The organism is Solwaraspora sp. WMMA2065 (assembly GCF_030345075.1).
In the GTDB taxonomy this organism is placed as follows: Bacteria; Actinomycetota; Actinomycetes; order Mycobacteriales; family Micromonosporaceae; genus Micromonospora_E.
Genome location: NZ_CP128361.1, coordinates 3,723,994 through 3,742,325 on the forward strand (window position 1 = coordinate 3,723,994; position 18,332 = coordinate 3,742,325).

The following is an 18,332-nucleotide window of genomic DNA, read 5'->3' on the forward strand; positions in this document are numbered from 1 at the left end:
GGCCGACCACGAATTGCCGAAATGGTGGTCGATCAGGCGGTGACGGTCGGTTCAGCCAGCGCGATGACACCGTAGTCGTAGCCTTTGCGGCGGTAGACCACGCTCGGCCGGCCTGACTCCTTGTCCAGGAACAGATAGAAGTCGTGCCCGACCAGTTCCATCTGGAACAAGGCGTCGTCGACCGTCATCGGATCGCCCGGGTGTTCCTTCTCCCGGACGATATGCCAGGGCTGGTCGTCGTACTCGTCGACAACGTCGTCGTACCCATCGTCGGTGAAATCCTGCGCGGTGCGGTCGAGTACCGCGACCGATGCCGCCGGCTCCTCGGTCGGCTGGGACGGCGGTAACGGGGCGAAGCCGTTCAGTCCTGCGGTCGGCAGCCCGGAGGTCGCCTCGGCCACCGAAACCGGCGCGTGCCGGCCGCGGTGCACCCGGCGCCGGTCGGCGGCGCGGCGCAGCCGGGTGTCCAGCTTGCTGATGGCGGCGTCGAGGGCGCGGTAGAAATCCTTGGCGCACGCTTCCGCCCGGATCACCGGCCCGCGCGAGACACAGGTGAGTTCGACCCGCTGGCAGTGGTCCGACTGACGGGGATTGCGCTCGTGAAACAACTCGACGTCGACGCGCATCAGCTTGTGGTCGTACCGTTCGACCTTGGCCAACTTCTCGGCTACATGGGCTCGGTAGTGGTCGGGGACCTCTACGTTGCGGCCTTTCACCACGATGTCCACGCGTGACCTCCTGAAACGATCTGAACGATCGGTGTCGCTGCGAAATAATGCAGGACCGGTCAGCGGACCGAGAGCGGTCGGCGTCGACCGGCCGGGTAGCGGAATACACCTCCCTCCGGGACACCTCAGGCGGTTGTTCAACCACCGGCCATACCCCTGATGCGCCTACGCTAACCCGCCGACGGCGGCGCGTCATCAGTTCGGCGGGGACCGGTGCGCGAAGATTCCCAGATCATGAACAAACCCCGACAAAGGACACCACACCCTGGTTACCGCAGGTGACGGCGTCGCGTCGCTGCGAGCACCACTGCGGCATACGCCGGCAGCCCCTGCGCGACGAGCAGCCGGTGCACGGCGGCCAGCGTCGCACCGGTGGTGACGATGTCGTCCACCACGATCACCCGCAGTCGCGGATCCGCCCGCAGCGAGGTGTCAAGTCCGACCCGCCGGGGCCGAAACGCCGTCCGCGCGGACGCCAGCCGCGCCGCGCTGTCCATCCCGGCCGAGTCCGGGCGGGTCCGGGCCCGCAGCGGCCGCGCCACCGTGACCCGCCGGCCGTCGACCCGTAACCGGGCCGCCGCGTACCGGGTCAGCCGGGCGAGATGATCACCGTGCCGGGCCCGCGCCGCCGCAGCGGTGCTCGGCACCGGAACCAGCAGCACCGGCCGGTCCGCACCGGTGCCGACCGCGGCGGCAACCGCGTCGCCGAGCAGCCGGCCCAGCGGCCGGCCCAGCCCGTGCCGCCCCCGTTCCTTGTACGCCAGCAGCAACTCCCGCAGCACCCCCGCGTACTCACCCAACGCCACGCAGGGCGGCAGGTCCGGCGGGGCCGGCTCGGGGCGTACCGGCCGGGGACGCAGCCGCTGCACCTCGTCGGCGCACCGGCCGCACACACCGAACCGCAGCCGGCCGCCGGTGCGGCGGCAACCGGCGCACTCCGCCGGCAGCACCAGGTCGGCCAGCGCCGACCAGACGTCGCCCACCACCGCCGCAGGTCAGTACAGGAAGAACGGGGCGGTCGGATTGGCGGTCGAGTTCTCCGGCTCCTCGGTCCCGCTCGGCTCCACCCCTTCGATCTCCTCCGGCCGGATCTGCTCGCTCGGCTCGAACAGGTCGTACGGCACACCGTTGGCGACGTACATCCGGGCACCGACCGTGCCGCCGCCGACCGGGTTCGCTGGATAGCCGGCCAGGTGGGTCACGCTCGCCCCGCCGAGGTCCCGCAGCGAACTGGTCTCGATCGCGCCGTCCACCGTCACGTCGTACAGGCTGACCCGCCCGTCAGGGTTCGTGCCGGCCGCCACCAGCAGCGTCTCGGCCACCCAGTCGACCTGGGTGAGGTCGGACAGTGAGGTCGGCACCCGGCGGGGTGGCAGCACCTCGAGCTTGCCGCCCCGGCTCAGCGCGGCCACGTACAGCCGGCCGTCGACCACCAACGCGATCCGGTGACCGTCCGGGGCCGCCCCGACCGACTGCACCTCGCCCGTCACCCCGGGCAGCGTGACCTGTTCGACCGCACCGCTGCCGACCCTGAACGAGAACAGCCCGCCGTCCGCGACGACGAGACCCGCGTCACCTGGTGCCTTGAGCCAGACCGGCCGGCCGATGTCGTCGAAGGTCCGGGTGCTGGCGTCGAAGCTGGTACCGGCCCCGGTCGCCGCGCCGACGATCAGCCGCTGGGCACCGCCGTCGGCCACCGCGAGAGCCGCGTACGTGCCACCACCGGCCTGGGTGAAACCGGCGGTGACCACGTTCTGGTTGACCTCCTCGGTGAGCACCGGGATCGGCTCGCCGGAGCGCGCCGAGCTGCGCAGCCGGTGCACCCGGCCCTGGTAGACGGTGAACCGTTCGGGCGTCTCGGGCAGCGCCTGGGTGCCGTTCATCGCCAGCAGGTCGGCACCCGGGTAGACCTTCGGGGTCTGTCCCTGGATGGTCAGCTCCAGGTCGTTGTCGAACTCCGGCCACAGCGACCACATCAGCTGGCCGGCCAGTCGGTCGAGTTCGCGTTCGTCGGCGAACGGGGTCGCGTCGGCGATCAACGTGACCTTCAGCCGGTCCCCGGTGTCGGGCACGTTGCCGCCCGAGCGGATACCGCTCGGCAGCGCCTGCACCGCCGAGGCTAGCCAGCTCGACGGCCCGCCGATCAGCATGTCCAGCAGGACGGTGCGCTGGCGTTCCAACGGCACCGCCACCGGCAGGTAGCGCAGATCCGGCACCAGCGCCCGTTCGCTGGTGTCCCAGAAGTAGATGGTGCGCTGCAGGTAGAACGTGTTCAACGCATCCACGCTGAGCAGCAACGCCGCCGGCGGGTTGAGGACGAACTTGCCCGTCTCACCGGCGACCGACCCGACCTGGAAGGTGTACTCGGTGAACTCCGGCTCCTGGGCGGGCAGCGGCTCCAACGCCCCGTTCGGCCGCAGCAGGCCCAGCTGCTGGACGTCGAGCGCCACCTCCTCCACCCCGGCCTCGGCCCGGGTGATCTGCGGACGTTCCCGCAGTCGGACCACGGTCAGCGCGACCTCAGGGTTGGGATCGCGGATGTCCGCGCGGTCCTGTGGCGCGACGTACTCACGTACCTGTTCCACTGCCCGTTCCGCCTCCACGGCGGCGGCCTGCAGGAAGTTGACGACGAACGCCTCGGTGTTGTTGCGTTCGTCGAGCCGCGACGCCGGCGTCTGGGCCCCGCCGCCACCGGTCGGCAGGCCGGGTGCCGGACCCTGTCCGTCGACCCGAACGTCGGTGTTCTCCGGAATGCCGCACCCGGCGAGCAGCACCCCGGCGAGCACCGGCAGCAGCGCCAGTCGACGCCACCGGCGGGTCACGGTGCCGCTCCGGTCGCGGCCACGCCGCCACTGGCCCGGTCGTCGGAGCCGACGCTCTGCTCCGGGAGGACCACCATCGTGCCGACCGGTTCGGCGCCGGGCGGAGCGGGCTGCGTCGGCGCCCGCCACGGCTCGTCCGGATCGGCACCGTCCGACCCGCCGTCCGACGGCCGGCGGTCCTCCGGAACCAGCCGCAGCGGTGACGAGGCGAGCCGGTCACCGGCCCGGGCCGGCAGGGTGAGCCGGAACTGCGCACCCTCGCCAGGCGCGCCCCACGCTTCCAGCCAGCCGCCGTGCAGCCGGGCGTCCTCCACGCTGATCGACAGGCCGAGGCCGGTCCCACCGGTCTGCCGGGCACGGGACGGATCCGCCCGCCAGAAGCGGTTGAACACCAACTTGTCCTCCCCGGCGCGCAGGCCGACCCCATGATCGCGTACGGTCACCGCGACTGCCGCGTCATCGACGCCGAGAGTGACCACCACCGGCCGGCCCTCGCCGTGCTCGACGGCGTTGCCGACCAGGTTGCGCAGCACCCGCTCGACCCGACGGGGATCCACCTCGGCGATCACCGGCGTCGCGGGCAGTCGCAGCTCGATCCGCACGCCGAGCCGTGCGGCCAGCCCATCGAGCCGGTCGGCGACCCGGCGGACCACCGACACCAGATCGGTCGGCTCGGCGTCCAGCACGGCGAACCCGGCATCGAACCGGCTGATCTCCAGCAAATCGGTGAGCAGGCTCTCGAACCGGTCCAGCTCGGTCTGCAGCAGCTCGGCGCTGCGGGCCGCCGCCGGGTCGAAGCCGTCCCGCTCGGCGAAGAGCAGATCGGCGGCCATCCGTACGGTGGTCAGGGGGGTGCGCAGCTCGTGCGACACGTCGGAGGTGAACCGACGCTGCAGCCGGGACATCTCCTCCAGCCGGGTGATCTGCCGCTGCAGGTTGGTCGCCATCTGGTTGAACGAGGCGGCCAGCATGGCCAGGTCGTCCTCGCCGTCGACCACCATCCGTTGGTCCAGCAGCCCGGCGGAGAGTCGCTGCGCGGTGCGCGCGGCCACCCGTACCGGCGTGACGACCAGCCTGGTGACCAGCGCGGCCAGCAGGCCGAGCAGCATCACCAGGGCCAGTCCGGTGATGAGCACGGTCGCCCGGATCTGGTTGGCGGCCTGATCCTGGGTGGTCAGCGGCACCAGGTAGTAGAGCTCGACCTGACCGAACTTGGTCGGCACCGGGGAGCCGTAGACCAGGTACTTGAGCCGCCCCTCGCCGAGGTCACCGGTGCGGATCTGATGCGCCTGGGCACCGGAGCCGACGTGCCGGGCCAGTTCGTCGCTGATCATGCCGGACGCGTCCACCGCCGGCGAGGTCGCCGACTGGATCAGTGGGTAGCCGCTCGCCGCCATCACCACGACCACCCCACCCACCTGGTCGGGGTCGCCGCCGGCCAGGGTGCTGACGGTCAGCTCGAAGGTCACCCGGACCTGCGGGTCGAAGTACTGCGGATGCACGCTCATCTGCTCGGCGGCGTAGTCCCGCCCGTGGGTGAGCCGCCGCTGCACGTCCTCCCGGGCCCGGTCCAGCAGGATGTTGGTGCTCTGCGACGCCACCATGTACGCGAACCCGCCGACCAGCAGGCCGGACGCGACCAGGGTGATGGTCACCACCCGCAGCTGCAGGGACCTGCGCCACATCCGCTGGGCTCCGCTGGTCACCGGCCGGGTCCGGGCCAGCAGCAGATCCCGCGCCGGGCGCAGTGCGCCACTGACACGGGAGGACAGGTCGGACACGGTGCGGGATCGGCCAGCCACAGTACGGACCAGGCTAGCCGGTGCCCGCCTTGTAGCCCACGCCCCGAACGGTGAGGATGATTTCGGGTCGCTCCGGATCCGGCTCGATCTTGGCGCGCAGCCGCTGCACGTGCACGTTCACCAGCCGGGTGTCGGCCGCGTGCCGGTAACCCCAGACCTGCTCCAGAAGCACCTCACGGGTGAACACCTGGCGCGGTTTGCGGGCCAGCGCGACCAGCAGGTCGAACTCCAGTGGGGTCAGCTTCACCTCCGCACCGTCGCGGCTGACGGTGTGCGCCGGCACGTCGATGGTGATCTGGTTCCCCGGTGGCCCGATGGTGAGCAGTTCGGGCGCGACGTCCTCGCCCCGGCGCAGCCGGGCCCGCATCCGGGCGACCAGCTCCTTGGGCTTGAACGGCTTCACCACGTAGTCGTCGGCGCCGGACTCCAGGCCGAGCACGACGTCGACGGTGTCGCTCTTGGCGGTGAGCATGACGATCGGGATGCCCGATTCGGAGCGGATCGCCCGACAGACGTCGATCCCGCTCATCCCGGGCAGCATCAGGTCGAGCAGCACGATGTCCGGCCGGTTGTCCCGGAACGCGGCGAGCGCCCGCTCACCGTCGGCAACGAACGACGGCAGGAAGCCCTCGCTGCGCAGCACGATACCCATCATCTCCGCCAGGGCGGGATCGTCATCGACAACCAGCACGCGGGCTCTCATGTGACCAATATTCCATCCCGGTTCCAGCGGTGGGGGACCGCCACCCGGCCGGGCTGGTGGCAGCGCCACCGGCCCGGTCGTGACATCCCCCATAGTCGCGACATTCCGGACGCCGCGCCGCCCTACAGCGGCTGACGGCGATCCGCGTGCCACGATGGTAGGCCAGCGTCCCGTCCGAACCATCGACCACCTCGTCACCAGGAGTCCGCGTGGATCACGCCGGCCCGCCCGACGTGCTGCCGCTGCGCCCGCTCACCACGGGCGAACTGCTGGACGCAGCCGTGGGTCTGCTCCGCGGCCACGCGCCCGTCCTGTTGACCGTCGGCGCCGTACTCGCTCTCGGTGAGCAACTGCTGCTGCTCCCACTGCGCGAGGCGGCCGGAGCCACCGCCCCCGGGTACCTGCCGAGCTGGAACCGGCTCGGCCTCTACTGGCTGCTGCTCGCCGCCGGGGCAGCCCTCGAAGTGACGGCGATCGCCCTGCTCAGCGGCCTCACCTCGCGGGCTGCCGGAGCGGCGCTGTCCGGTCGGCGCAGCACCGGGGCCCGGCTGCTCGACCCGCGCGGCGGCCGGTTCGCCGCAGTCGTGCTGGCCGCCTGGGCGGCCGGCACCATCATGTTCACCGCCGCGCTCGCCGGACCGGTCTGGTTCATCGGATACGCGGTCCTCGGGCTGGCGGTCCCGGCCGTGGTGCTGGACCGGGTGCCGGTCTGGCAGTCGCTGGCCCGGTCCGCCGCGCTCGCCACCCGCGCCGGGCTGCGCGCCGGGCTGATCCGCGTCCTGGGCTACCTGATCTGGTTCGTCATCCGCGCCGGCCTGGCGATCGGCGCGGTGAACCTGGTCGACCGGGACGCGGCGTGGCTCGCCGTCGCGACCGTCGCCGGCTGGACCCTTCTCAACGCGGTCGGCTACCCGGCACTCGCCTGCCTGGACGCCGTCCTGCACGTGGAGACGCGGATGCGTACCGAAGGACTGGACATCCGCCTGCGGCGAGCGTCGACCCCGACGAGCACCTTCCGGGCCGCAGCGTCGGTGAGACCGGACGCCGGTTTGCCGGTTGCTGGCGGGTGATCGCGACCGTGAGCCGCTGGTGGACCGAGTTCGTCGCCGCCGTCGGCGACGTCGTCCCGCTGCCCCTTGCCACAGTGCTGCTGATGGCCGGCGCCGCGTTGGTCGCCCTCGGATGGTTCCACTGGCCCCGCTGGTGGCCACGGCGCCGGCCCGGTCCATGGGGCTGGCTGGGCCGGCCGGGCCTAACCGACCGGCTGCGCCGGCTGGGCCGCTGGCGGCCGGCACCGCCCGGCCTGCCCCGCTGGCTGGCCGCGTTCGATCCGCGCCGCTGGCTGGCCGCGTTCGATCCACGCCGCTGGCTGGCCGCGTTCGATCCACGCCGCTGGCGGCGCCGGACGGCGACCGCCGGCGGCGATCGCCCCGGTGGTTCGCCGGTGCCGCCGCCCCGGTCGACCGACGTTCCGGCCGCACTCGCCGACCGGTACGCCGACCAGGGCCGGTACGCCGAGGCGGTCCGGGAACGGTTGCGCGCGATGGTCGTGGAGGTCACCGACCACGGGGTGCTCACCGACCGCCCCAGCTGGACCGTCACCGAACTCGCCGACGTGGCCGGGCGGACCGAGCCGGCCGCCCACCCCGTGCTGACCGAGGCCGGCGACATCTTCAGCGACGTGTGGTACGGAGAGCAGCCGGCACTGCCCGGCCACGACCGGCGGATGCGCGAACTCGCCGGCCAGCTGCGTCAGGCACTCGACCAGGACCGTCGGCCCGCCGGCCAGCGACCGGGCCGGCGACGGTGACCCGGCCCGGTGTCCGCCGCCCACGGCTGCAACAGCGGCGGTGGCGGTGGCTGCGGATCGCGATCCCGTTCACGGTGGTCGGCGTACTGCTCGTCGGCACCGCCGTGGCGTACCAGCTGACCCACCCGGACCCGACCCGGCCCGGCTTCCTCTCCCCGACCAACCACGGCCCGGACGGCGGCAGCGACCTGGCCGCCGCGTTGCGCGACGACGGTATCGCCGTCCACTCCGCCGACGGGACCGTCGACGCGATCCGCGCCGCGCTGACCGGACCCACCACGCTGTTCGTTCCCGCGCCGACCCTGGTGCATCCGGACTACCTGCGGGCGCTCGGTCGGATGCCGGCCGGGACCCGGGTGCTGCTGGTCGATCCGCCGGCCCGGCTGCTGCGCGGCGAGCCGCTGCCGGTTGACAGCCGTACCCGGCGCTGGGCGGCCCGGGTCGACGGTCCGGACCATGACGGCCGGCCGTGCGCACTGCCCGAGGTGGCCGGCACCGGACCGGCGGCGGCCGTACGGCAGCGTTACGCTGCCCCGCCCGGAATCGACCCGGACCGGTTCGACCTGTGTTTCGATGCCGGCCTGGCCCGGCTCGACTGGGGGCAGGCCGAGCTGGTGGTGGTCGGGGCGAGCGACCCGTTCCGCAACGACCGGTTCGACGAGCACCGCAACGCGCGGTTCGCCGCCCAGCTGCTCGGCACCCGGGCGCAGGTGGTCTGGCTCGACCTCGCCCACCCGGACACCCCACCGGAGCCCGGGGAGCCGGTGCAGCAGCCGTCGATCCACCTCGGCGAGGACGATCCGAGCGCCGGCCCGCGGGTCAGCGCCCAGCCGACCGGGCAACCGCAGGGACCCGTGGCCAGCGAGGTCCGGCCGTCGCAGGACACCCTGCTGGACGCCTTTCCGCCGTGGTTCTGGGCGTCGCTCGCCCAGCTGGCCGTCGCCGCCCTGGTACTGGTGCTGTGGCGGGCCCGCCGGTTCGGTCCACCGGTGTACGAGGCGCTGCCGGTGACAGTTCCGGTTGCCGAGACGATGCTGGGCCGAGGGCAGCTCTACCGGCGGTCCCGGGAACGGGCCCCCACCACGGGTATCCTGCGTACCGCCGCGCTGGCCCGACTCGTCCCGATGCTGGATCTGCCGGATCAACCCCAACCGGCGGACGTCGTGGCGGCGGTCGCCGACCGGACCGGGGCGTCCGCCGAGCAGATCGACGCGTTGCTGTACGGGCCGCCGCCCACCACCGACGGCGACCTGCTGCACCTGGCCCGGCGGCTGGCCGCCCTGCCCACCGAGGTCGCCGGTCCGGCCAACCGCATCGAACCGGCAGCCGGGCCGGTCCGGACACCGTCCGACGGGCCGGTGGCTCCGGCACCCCGGTCCCCATCCGCGATCGAAGGAGAACCCTGGTGACCCGACCCAGCGTGACCGGTCCGGCGGACGCCGCACCCGCCGACCACGACGCGGCCCGTGACGCGCTACGCCGGCTGCGTGCCGAGGTCGCCAAGGCCGTGGTCGGGCAGGACGCCGTGGTCACCGGTCTGGTCATCGCGCTGCTCTGCCGTGGGCACGTGCTGCTGGAAGGCGTACCCGGCGTCGCCAAGACGCTGCTGGTACGCGCGTTCGCCGCAGCGCTGGATCTGGACGCCAAGCGGGTGCAGTTCACCCCGGACCTGATGCCGGGCGACGTCACCGGGTCACTCATCTTCGATCCACGGAGTGCCGCGTTCACCTTCCGGGAAGGCCCGGTCTTCACCAACCTGCTGCTCGCCGACGAGATCAACCGGACACCACCGAAGACGCAGTCGGCCCTGCTCGAGGTGATGGAGGAGCACCAGGTCTCGGTGGAAGGGGTCCGCCGGCCGCTGCCGGCACCGTTCATCGTGGCCGCCACCCAGAACCCGATCGAGTACGAGGGCACCTACCCGTTGCCGGAGGCGCAGCTCGACCGGTTCCTGCTCAAGCTGTCCGTACCGCTGCCCAGCCGGAACGAGGAACTGGGCGTGCTGCGGGCCCACCACGCCGGCTTCGATCCGGCGGACCTGGCCGCCGCCGGGGTGCGCCCGGTCGCCGGGGCGGCCGACCTGGCCGCGGCCCGCCGGGCCATCGGGCAGGTACGGGTCAGCGAAGAGGTGTTCGGCTACATCGTGGACCTGTGCCGGGCCACCCGGACGGCTCCCGCGCTGGCGCTCGGTGCCTCACCGCGGGGCACCACCGCGCTGCTCAACACTGCCAAGGCGTGGGGGTGGCTGGCCGGCCGCGACTACGTCACACCGGACGACGTGAAGGCGGTCACCCGGGCCACCCTGCGGCACCGGATCCGGCTCCGGCCGGAGGCGGAACTGGAGGGGGTCATCGAGGACGCCGTACTCGAATCGGTGCTCGGCGCCGTCCCGACGCCACGGTGACCGGGCCGGAGGTGCCGCCGGCCGGGGCCGGACGGCCGCCGTGCTGACCTGGCGGGCGGCGGTGCTGCTCGGGGCCGGCGCGGTGACTCTGCCGTGGTGGCCGCGGCCATGGCTGGGTCTGGTGGTCGTCACCGGATCGGTGGCCCTGCTCTCGCTGATCGACCTGGCGTGGGCCGCCCCACTGAGCGCCCTGGAACTGCGCCGCGACGGCGACCGGACCAGCTGGTTCGGCACTGCGGCGACAGTGACGTTGCGGCTGCGCAACGGCTCCCGACGGCGACTGCGGGCCGAGGTCCGCGACGCCTGGACCCCGTCGGCCGGCGCCGCCCCCGCCGAGAGCATCGTCGCCGATCCCGCCGGCACCGATCCGGCCGATCGCGCCTCCACCGCCGCTTACCCCGCCGGCACCATCGGCGGTGGGCCCGTCTGGCGGGTACGGCTGGCACCGGGAGCCACCGCCGCAATGCCCGCCGTACTCAGCCCGACCCGTTGCGGCGACCGGCGCGCCGTCGAGGTGACCGTCCGGTCCACCGGCCCACTCGGGCTGGCGTTCCGGCAGCGACGCCGGCGGCCGTCCACCCCGCAATGGACGCTGCGGGTGCTGCCCCGCTTCAACTCCCGGCGGCTGTTGCCGGAGAAGCTGGCCCGGCTGCGGGTGATCGACGGCATGCGGGCGACCCGGGGACGGGGGCAGGGCACCGAGTTCGACAACCTGCGCGAGTACGTGGTCGGCGACGACGTACGGTCGATCGACTGGCGGGCCAGCGCCCGGCGCTCCGACGTACTGGTCCGGACCTGGCGCCCGGAGCGGGACCGGCGGGTGGTGTTCGTCCTGGACACCGGGCGCACGTCGGCGGTCCGCGTCGGCGACCAGCCCCGGCTGGACGTGGCGGTCGACGCCGCGCTGCTGCTGGCCACGCTGGCGCACCGGGCCGGTGACCGGTTCGACCTGCTGGCGGTGGACACGAAGGTCCGGGCGCGCATCTGGGGTGCGAACCGGCAGACGCTGCTGCCCCGGTTGGTCGCCGAACTGGCGGCGCTGCAACCGACGCTGGTGGAGACGGACCACGAGCTGATGGTCGGTGAGGTGCTCCGCCGGGAGACTCGCCGGTCCCTGGTGGTGCTCTGCACCGCGCTGGAGCCGGCGGCGCTCGGCGACGGTCTGCTGCCGGTACTGCCCCGGCTCGTCGCCCGACACCAGGTCGTGGTGGCCGCAGTCGGGGATCCGGCGGTGCCGGCCGTCGCAGACGGGCCGGTACGCGATGTCGCCGACGCGTACCTGGCCGCCTCCGCGGCACAGACCAGGGCCGAGCGGGACCGGGTCGGTGGTGCGCTGCGTCGGCACGGTGTTCCGGTGCTGGACGCGGCCGCGCCGAGCTTCGCCGACCGGCTCGCAGACCTCTACCTTCAGCTGAAACTGCTCGGCCGGCTCTGAACCGGGCCCCCGTCGACGGTCCGGGTCGGGGCTTGATCGGCGTGGTGCCGGGCCGGGTCGGCGGGGTGCCGGGAGCCGAGGATGAGGACGTAGCCGAGGAAGGCGAGCCAGGCGGCGAAACCGATCGCGACCCGCAGCCAGGTCGGCAGCGGTGCCGGGGTGACGAAGGCCTCGATCAGCCCGGCCACCGCGAACAGCAGCACCAGCCCGAGCGCCACCAGTACGCCGGAGAGCCCGGCCTCGGCGACCGCCCGGCCCCGGGTCAGGTGCGCCGGCGGCGCGATCCACGCCCCGCCGATCCGCAGCCCCACGCCGGCAGCGATGAAGACGCCGGTCAACTCCAGCAGACCGTGCGGCGTGACCAGTCCGAAGAAGACATCCGCCCGGTCGTACGAGATCATCACCCCACCGGTGACCCCGAGATTCAGCGCGTTCACCCAGAGTAGGTAGAGCACCGGGACCACCAGTACGCCCGCGGCCAGGCACTGCGCGGCGAGCCAGGCGTTGTGCGCCCACAACTGGGCGGCGAAGTTCGGTGCCGCGTACCGGGTGTAGTAGCCGGCGAAGCTCGACTCGGCGAGCTCAGCGGCGGCCTGGTCACCGATCAGCAGCCGGGCGCTGTCCGGATTGCCGGCCACCCACCACATCAGAAAACCGGTGAGCGTGCAGAAAGCGACCGCCACCGCCGCCCACCAGGGCGCCGCCTGGAACACCGCCCGGGGGAACCCGACGCTGAAGAACCGGCCGACCCGGGCCCAGGAGAATCCCCGGCCCCGGGTGAGCCGAGCGCGGGCCGCCAGCACCAGCCGGGACAGCCGGGCGACCAGCGCCGGGTCCGGCGAGCGGCTGCGGACCGCCGACAGGTGGGTGGCGGTCCGCTGGTAGAGCGCGACCAGCTCGTCCACCTCGGCGACGGTTAGTCGCCGGGCACGCACGAGCTGTTCCAGTCGTCGCCACTGGGGCCCGTGCTCCGCCACGTACGCGTCGAGGTCCACGGTCACCTCCCGTCCCATAGTGTTCACTGGCAGGGTGGCCATGCAGACAACCGGGGGCGGCAGGCTGGTCAGCGGCGAAGCTGTCGAGGTGGAGGTACGGCTGGCCCGGCTCGGCTCGCGGCTACTGGCCCTGCTCGTCGACCTCGCCGTGCAGGCGCTGATCGCGGTGGTGCTGGCGGTCCTGGCCGGGCTGCTGCTCGCGTCGATGCGCGCGTCCATCGAAGTCGACGAGGCGCTCGGGCAGGCGCTACTCACGGTCGGCGCCGTCCTGGTGCTGGTCGGCTACCCGGTGCTGTGCGAGACGCTGAACGCCGGCCGTACCGTCGGCAAACTGGCGGTCGGCATCCGGGTGGTACGCGACGACGGCAGCCCGCCACGTTTCCGACACTCGCTGGCCCGCGCTCTGGTCGGCGTGGCCGCGGAGTGGCCCGGACTGCTGCTGCCGCCGCTCACCTGGCTGGCCAGCCTGGTGACACTGGTGACCAACCGGGACGGCAAACGCATCGGGGACCTGGCCGCCGGCACGATCGTGGTGCACGACCGGGCACCGGCGGCCTGGGGGTGGGTGCCGGACATGCCGCCGGTGCTCGCCGGTTGGGCCCGTACCCTCGACCTGAGCCGCCTCGACGACGACCTCGCGCTGGACGTACGGCATCTGCTCGCCCGGGGCCACGGGTTCGCCGAACCGGCCCGCTCCGACCTGGTCCGGTTGGTGACCGAACAGGTCGCGGCAGTGGTCACTCCCCCGCCGCCGGCCGGTGTCCCGCACTGGGCCTACCTGGCGGCGGTTCTCGCCGAACGCCGTCGCCGGTCGGCGCAGCGGCTGGCCCGGACCAGGGCGGTGACCGCCGTGCTCTGGCCGGAACTCGCCGCGGTGAGTCCGGCGCGGACGAGCGCCCTGCGTCCGGCGGCGCCGGTCCGGACCGCTGCACCCGAGCCGGTCCGGACCGCTGCGCCCGGGCCGGTTGCGCCGGCGCAGCGGGACGGACCGGACTGGCCGCGCGGCAGCTGGCCGCGGCCGCCCTGGCTGGGCCCGACGGCGGAGCAGCCGGACTGGACCGGGGTACGCCGTCCACCGGTCGCCAGCACGCTGCGCGCCTCCGACGCGCCATCGGACCGAGAACGGCCGTCCGGATCCGCACTGTCGTGAACCGGTTTGCGGCTGGCCAAGTGTGGCAGCATCGGTGCCGTGAAGGCATTCCTCCCGTGGTTGGTCGTCCTTGCCCTGGTGATCCTGTTGAACGCGGTCGGGTTACGCCCGTTGGCCACCGCGCTGGCACTCGGTTGGCTGGCGTACTGCATCTGGACCTGGGTACGACCGGGCAGCCGCTCCCAGGGTTGACCTCCGCCGACACGCCACGAATCGGTAATTTCCGGATTAGCTTGACAGCCTGGCTACTCACTGCAAATCTATGACTACGTCGCGTCACGATGATCGTCACGCTGACGCGCGGGGGAACCAAACCGGGGGGATGCGCGGGGCGGCTGTCGGTGAGCGGAGCGGACGCTCACCCGGCCGCCCCGCGTGCTTGTCCGCCAGCAGCCGGCTCGGCCGGCTAGCCGGCTAGCCGGCTGAGGCGACCGAGGCGACGAAGGCCGTACCAGCGCCGGAGACCACCAACGGCGTCCCGCCCGCCGGCCCCACCGCCGCCTGCCCTGCCCGGACCGGCACCGCCGCCACACCGTCGTCGACGGCGACCTCACCCGCGACGCAGAGCACCACCCGGGGACCTTCGACCGGCACCGACACCTGCCGCGCCCCCGCGTCGAGCACAACCCGGTGCAGCGCGAACTCGGTGGCCGGCGCCGGCCAGGTGACCACCCCGGTGTCCACCGGCCGGGCGCGTACCACCGGGTCGTCGAGCACCTCGAAGCGCAACACCCGCAGCAACTCCGCGACGTCAACGTGCTTGGGGGTCAACCCACCGCGCAGCACATTGTCGCTGGCCGCCATGATCTCCACGCCGGCACCCCGCAGGTACGCGTGCAGGTTGCCGGCCGGCATCCAGATCGCCTCCCCCGGAGCCAGCGTGACCTGGTTGAGCAGCAGCGCCACCAGCACCCCGGGGTCGGCCGGATAGTGTCCGGCCAACCGGCGCAGCAGCGCCGCGTCGGCGGCGTACCGCGTCGGCAGTCGGTCGGCACCCGCCACCGCCGCCGCGACCAGAGCCGGTCGTTGCGGCCGCGGCCACCGCAGCAGCCGCTCCAACGCCTCCGGCAGCCCGTCCGGGCCGACCCGCAACGCCTTGGTCACCGGCTCCAACTCGTCGACACCCAACGCCGCCAGCACCTCGGCGGAGAGCTGCGGCACCCGGAAGCCGCAGAGCGCATCGAACTCGCTGAGCGCCACCAGCAGCTCCGGCTTGTGGTGCGGGTCGACGTAGTTACGCCCCGCCGAGGTGGCCGGCAGCTTCGACTGCGCGGCGTACCCGGCGCGGGCCTGCGCCGCGTCCGGATGCGCCTGCAACGACAGCGGCGTCTCGGCGGCCAGCACCTTCATCAGGTACGGCAGCCGCCCGTCGAACCGGGTCGCGGTCGGCTCGCCCAGCCAGCCCACCGGATCCTGGTCGATCAGCTCCGGCAGCCCGACCAGCGCCGCGCCCCGTCGCACCTGGGACGGCGCGCCGGGGTGGGCACCCAGCCAGAGCTCCGCCTCCGGCCCGGGTGCCGGAGCCGGGCGCCCCTGCAGCTGCGCGATGACGGTCCGCGACCCCCAGGCATAGTCCCGGATCCGGCCGGTCAACAGTTCCACGACGCCCGCCTCAGGTGGTGGAGAGTTCCTTCATCTCGCTCACCGCCGGCACCGCCATCGGGTCCAGATGGTGCGCCAACGCCAGGTAGACGGAGGCGAAGTCGGGGACCGAGATCAACGAGGCAAGCCGTTCCAGCGCCGAACCGCCCTCCGCCGTGATCACGTCGCACCGCACACCGCGCCGGTCCGCCAGGGTCTGCACCGCCTCGGCCCGGCGCTCCTCGACCACGAAGGGTTCGTCGGCGTCGTCCTCCGGGTTCAGCCCACCGTCGCGCAGCAACACCAGACGCAGCCGGGTCGGCGACTCGGACTGGTCATCGTCGTCGTCCGGGTCGGCGAAAATGTCCCGGGTCGACTCGCCCAGGCCGCCGAAGACCCCGTCGAGCAGCCCTACCCGACCCCGGCCGGCCTCGCCGAGCGCCCCGGTGACCACCGGGTAGCGGGCGTTCGTCGACAGCGTGTCGCCGAACCGGCGGGCGGCGACCGACGCCACCGGCGACGAGCCCCAGACGATCGGCACCGAACCGGCCAGCCCGAGAGCGAGGGCCTTCGCCGGGTTGACGAACGACTCGGCGGCCGGGCGACACCGTTCGGCGTCGGCGTCCAGCCGGGCCGCCGTCTCCGCCAGATCCGCCTCGTTGACCTTGACCAGGCCCAACGCCCGCGCTGCCAGCAGCACCGGCACGGTCAACGCCCAGAGGCTGGCCCGAGCCGGGGCCCGTCGCGGCACCGGGACGAACGGGGCGCGTACCCCTTCGGCGACCGACTGCAGCTGCGAGTCCGGCGGCCCGACGGCGACCAGCCGGGCACCGCGCCGGGCGGCGGCCTGAGCCGCACCCAGCGCCTCCGGGCTGCGCCCCGAAGCGCTGACCGCGATGACCACGTCGGCCGCGCCGACCCAGCCGGGCACGCCGGAGCTGCGGTGCGGAATCACCGGTACGGGACAGCGCGGTCCGGCCACAGTGGCCAGCACGTCACCGGTCCGCCCGGCGGTACCGATACCGGCGATGACGACCGCCCGGGGCCGCCCTTCGTCGCTGAGCATGCCGAGGTTGGCTTCGGCGGCCAGCGCCGCCGACTCGCGCACCTGGGCACCGGCCGACGCGGTGAACCGCAGCATGCCGCCGGGATCGGTCGAGTTGAGCCCGTCCACGTCGTCGAGCAGCGCCTCGTCGGCGACCCGCCGACCCACCACCCCGGACGTGCCGTCGATCGGAACCGCCATCAGCCGGCCTCGCCGGGCCGGCGGGCCTCGTCCAGCAACAGCACCGGAATCCCGTCCCGCACCTCGAAGATCCGCGAGCACTCCGGACAGGTGAGGGTCGCCGCGTCGGCGTCGTAGGTCAACGGCGTGTGGTGCGTGTCCGGGCAGGCGAGGATCTCCAGCAGCTGCTGATCCAGGGCCATCGGATGGCTCCTTCCACGTGTCTCGCCGGCGGACCCCGTCCCGGGGTGCGCCTTCCGGTGAAGATCCTAGCCGCGAACCAGCGCGAGCACCCCGTCGCGCAGTTCGGCCATCCGCTCGGTGGTCGGTGCCTCCACGTTGAGCCGCAGCAACGGCTCGGTGTTCGAGGCACGGATGTTGATCCAGGCACCGTCGTCGAAGCGGACGGTCAGCCCGTCCAGCTCGTCGGTGTCGGCGTCGGCGTACGCCGTCCTGATCTCGGCGAGCTTGGCCTGCTGGTCGGTGACCGTCGAGTTGATCTCACCGGAGGCGACGTACCGCTCGAACTCGTGGGCCAGCTCGGACAGCGGCTTGTCCTGCTCGCCGAGCGCGGCCAGCATGTGCATCGCGGCCAGCATCCCGGTGTCGGCGAACCAGAAGTCCCGGAAGTAGTAGTGCGCCGAGTGCTCACCGCCGAAGACCGCGTTGGTCCGGGCCATCTCGGCCTTGATGAACGAGTGACCGACCCGGGAGCGCACCGGCTCGCCGCCGTTCTCCCGGACGATCTCGGCCACCGCGTTGGAGGTGATCAGATTGTGGATGACCGTCTCACCGGGGTGTTTGGCCAGCTCCCGAGCGGCGACCAGGGCGGTGATCGCCGACGGCGAGACCGGCTCGCCACGCTCATCGACGACGAAGCAGCGGTCGGCGTCGCCATCGAACGCCAACCCCAGGTCGGCGTTGTGCTCCCGGACCGCCTTCTGCAGGTCGACGATGTTCTCCGGGTTGAGCGGGTTCGCCTCGTGGTTCGGGAACGAGCCGTCCAGCTCGAAGTACATCGGCACGATGGTCAGCGGCAGAGCCGGCAGCACCGTGTCACCGAGGACCGCCGGCACGGTGTAGCCGCCCATCCCGTTGCCGGCGTCGACGACCACCTTCAGCGGCCGGATCCCCGACAGGTCGACCAGGGTACGCAGATGCGCGGCGTAGTCGGCGAGCAGTTCGCGCCGCTCGACCCGGTCCCCGCCGGACGGCACCTCGCCGCTGTCGAGCAGCGCCTGGGCCCGGTCCCGGATGTCGGTCAGCCCGGAGTCCTGGCCGATCGGCGCCGCCCCGGCCCGGCACATCTTGATGCCGTTGTACTGGGCTGGATTGTGGCTGGCGGTGAACATCGCGCCGGGCAGCTCCAGCGCGCCGGAGGCGTAGTAGAGCAGGTCGGTGGAGGCCAGCCCGGCGTGCAGCACCTCGGCCCCGGCAGCGGTGGCCCCGGCGGCGAACGCGTCGGCCAGCGGTGGCGACGACTCACGCATGTCGTGGGCGATGACGATCCGGTCGGCTTTGTCGCCGCGCTCGGCCAGGACCTGTACGAACGCGGTACCGATGGCCCGGGCCACGGTCTCGTTCAACTGGTCGGGAGTGGTGCCACGGACGTCGTAGGCCTTGACGATTTTGGACAAGTCAGACAAGGTCTCGCTCCTCAGCCGTGCCGATGCCAAC

17 protein-coding genes are annotated in these 18,332 nt (G+C 72.9%); 7 read left to right on the plus strand and 10 right to left on the minus strand.

What is annotated here, in order from left to right:
* Positions 1-32 precede the first annotated feature (32 nt).
* From hpf to mtrA, 5 genes are all read right to left on the minus strand, one after another.
* The gene (hpf, locus tag O7610_RS16860) at positions 33-728 is read right to left on the minus strand and encodes a ribosome hibernation-promoting factor, HPF/YfiA family (protein WP_281555705.1); all 696 of its coding nucleotides are present in this window, start codon (positions 726-728) and stop codon (positions 33-35) included.
* A gap of 269 nt (positions 729-997) precedes the next feature.
* Positions 998-1,714 (minus strand): ComF family protein, encoded by a 717-nt coding sequence (locus O7610_RS16865; protein WP_281551700.1) that lies wholly within the window; start codon positions 1,712-1,714, stop codon positions 998-1,000.
* Positions 1,715-1,723: 9 nt separating this feature from the next.
* On the minus strand, positions 1,724-3,550 hold the full coding sequence (locus O7610_RS16870) for an LpqB family beta-propeller domain-containing protein (RefSeq protein ID WP_281551701.1): 1,827 nt from the start codon (positions 3,548-3,550) through the stop codon (positions 1,724-1,726).
* Positions 3,547-5,235, minus strand: a complete 1,689-nt coding sequence (mtrB, locus tag O7610_RS16875; protein WP_281555706.1) for an MtrAB system histidine kinase MtrB — start codon at positions 5,233-5,235, stop codon at positions 3,547-3,549. The genes O7610_RS16870 and mtrB overlap by 4 nt, the downstream gene beginning before the upstream one ends.
* Before the next feature lie 130 nt (positions 5,236-5,365).
* Positions 5,366-6,055 (minus strand): MtrAB system response regulator MtrA, encoded by a 690-nt coding sequence (gene mtrA, locus O7610_RS16880; RefSeq protein WP_281551702.1) that lies wholly within the window; start codon positions 6,053-6,055, stop codon positions 5,366-5,368.
* Positions 6,056-6,264: 209 nt separating this feature from the next.
* Here mtrA and O7610_RS16885 point away from each other — a divergent pair, with 209 nt between their 5' ends.
* The 5 genes from O7610_RS16885 to O7610_RS16905 are packed head-to-tail and all read left to right on the plus strand — an operon-like array spanning position 6,265 to position 11,704.
* Entirely contained in the window at positions 6,265-7,125 is an 861-nt protein-coding gene (locus O7610_RS16885; protein ID WP_289211343.1) for a hypothetical protein, read from the plus strand.
* Entirely contained in the window at positions 7,122-7,865 is a 744-nt protein-coding gene (locus tag O7610_RS16890) for a DUF4129 domain-containing protein (protein ID WP_289211344.1), read from the plus strand. Before O7610_RS16885 ends, O7610_RS16890 begins: the two co-directional genes overlap by 4 nt.
* Positions 7,862-9,274 (plus strand): DUF4350 domain-containing protein, encoded by a 1,413-nt coding sequence (locus O7610_RS16895; RefSeq protein ID WP_281551705.1) that lies wholly within the window; start codon positions 7,862-7,864, stop codon positions 9,272-9,274. Before O7610_RS16890 ends, O7610_RS16895 begins: the two co-directional genes overlap by 4 nt.
* Positions 9,275-9,285: 11 nt before the next feature.
* Positions 9,286-10,269: an AAA family ATPase gene (locus tag O7610_RS16900; RefSeq protein WP_475048636.1), complete on the plus strand. Its 984-nt coding sequence runs from the start codon at positions 9,286-9,288 to the stop codon at positions 10,267-10,269.
* A 43-nt stretch (positions 10,270-10,312) separates the two neighbouring features.
* Positions 10,313-11,704, plus strand: coding sequence for a DUF58 domain-containing protein (locus O7610_RS16905; protein WP_289213635.1), 1,392 nt, complete (start codon positions 10,313-10,315; stop codon positions 11,702-11,704).
* Here the strand turns inward: O7610_RS16905 and O7610_RS16910 are convergent.
* Positions 11,677-12,717, minus strand: a complete 1,041-nt coding sequence (locus O7610_RS16910) for a stage II sporulation protein M (RefSeq protein WP_281567509.1) — start codon at positions 12,715-12,717, stop codon at positions 11,677-11,679. The genes O7610_RS16905 and O7610_RS16910 overlap by 28 nt on opposite strands.
* Positions 12,718-12,739: 22 nt before the next feature.
* Between O7610_RS16910 and O7610_RS16915 the strand changes: the two genes are divergently transcribed.
* Positions 12,740-13,849 carry an RDD family protein gene (locus tag O7610_RS16915; protein WP_281555708.1) on the plus strand — a complete coding sequence of 370 codons (1,110 nt, stop codon included), beginning with the start codon at positions 12,740-12,742 and terminating at the stop codon, positions 13,847-13,849.
* A 39-nt stretch (positions 13,850-13,888) separates the two neighbouring features.
* Positions 13,889-14,041 carry a hypothetical protein gene (locus tag O7610_RS16920; protein WP_278173964.1) on the plus strand — a complete coding sequence of 51 codons (153 nt, stop codon included), beginning with the start codon at positions 13,889-13,891 and terminating at the stop codon, positions 14,039-14,041.
* Between the two features lie 222 nt (positions 14,042-14,263).
* On the opposite strand, the gene manA is transcribed toward O7610_RS16920, so the two are convergent.
* The 4 genes from manA to O7610_RS16940 form a co-directional block, all read right to left on the minus strand.
* A complete protein-coding gene (gene manA / locus O7610_RS16925) occupies positions 14,264-15,451 on the minus strand; it encodes a mannose-6-phosphate isomerase, class I (protein WP_281551708.1) in 1,188 nt (395 codons plus the stop codon).
* Positions 15,452-15,461: 10 nt separating this feature from the next.
* On the minus strand, positions 15,462-16,676 hold the full coding sequence (locus O7610_RS16930) for an SIS domain-containing protein (RefSeq protein ID WP_281551709.1): 1,215 nt from the start codon (positions 16,674-16,676) through the stop codon (positions 15,462-15,464).
* Positions 16,676-16,858: a Trm112 family protein gene (locus O7610_RS16935; protein ID WP_281551710.1), complete on the minus strand. Its 183-nt coding sequence runs from the start codon at positions 16,856-16,858 to the stop codon at positions 16,676-16,678. Before O7610_RS16935 ends, O7610_RS16930 begins: the two co-directional genes overlap by 1 nt.
* Positions 16,859-16,924: 66 nt before the next feature.
* Entirely contained in the window at positions 16,925-18,301 is a 1,377-nt protein-coding gene (locus O7610_RS16940) for a phosphomannomutase/phosphoglucomutase (protein WP_281551711.1), read from the minus strand.
* Between the last annotated feature and the right edge of the window lie 31 nt (positions 18,302-18,332).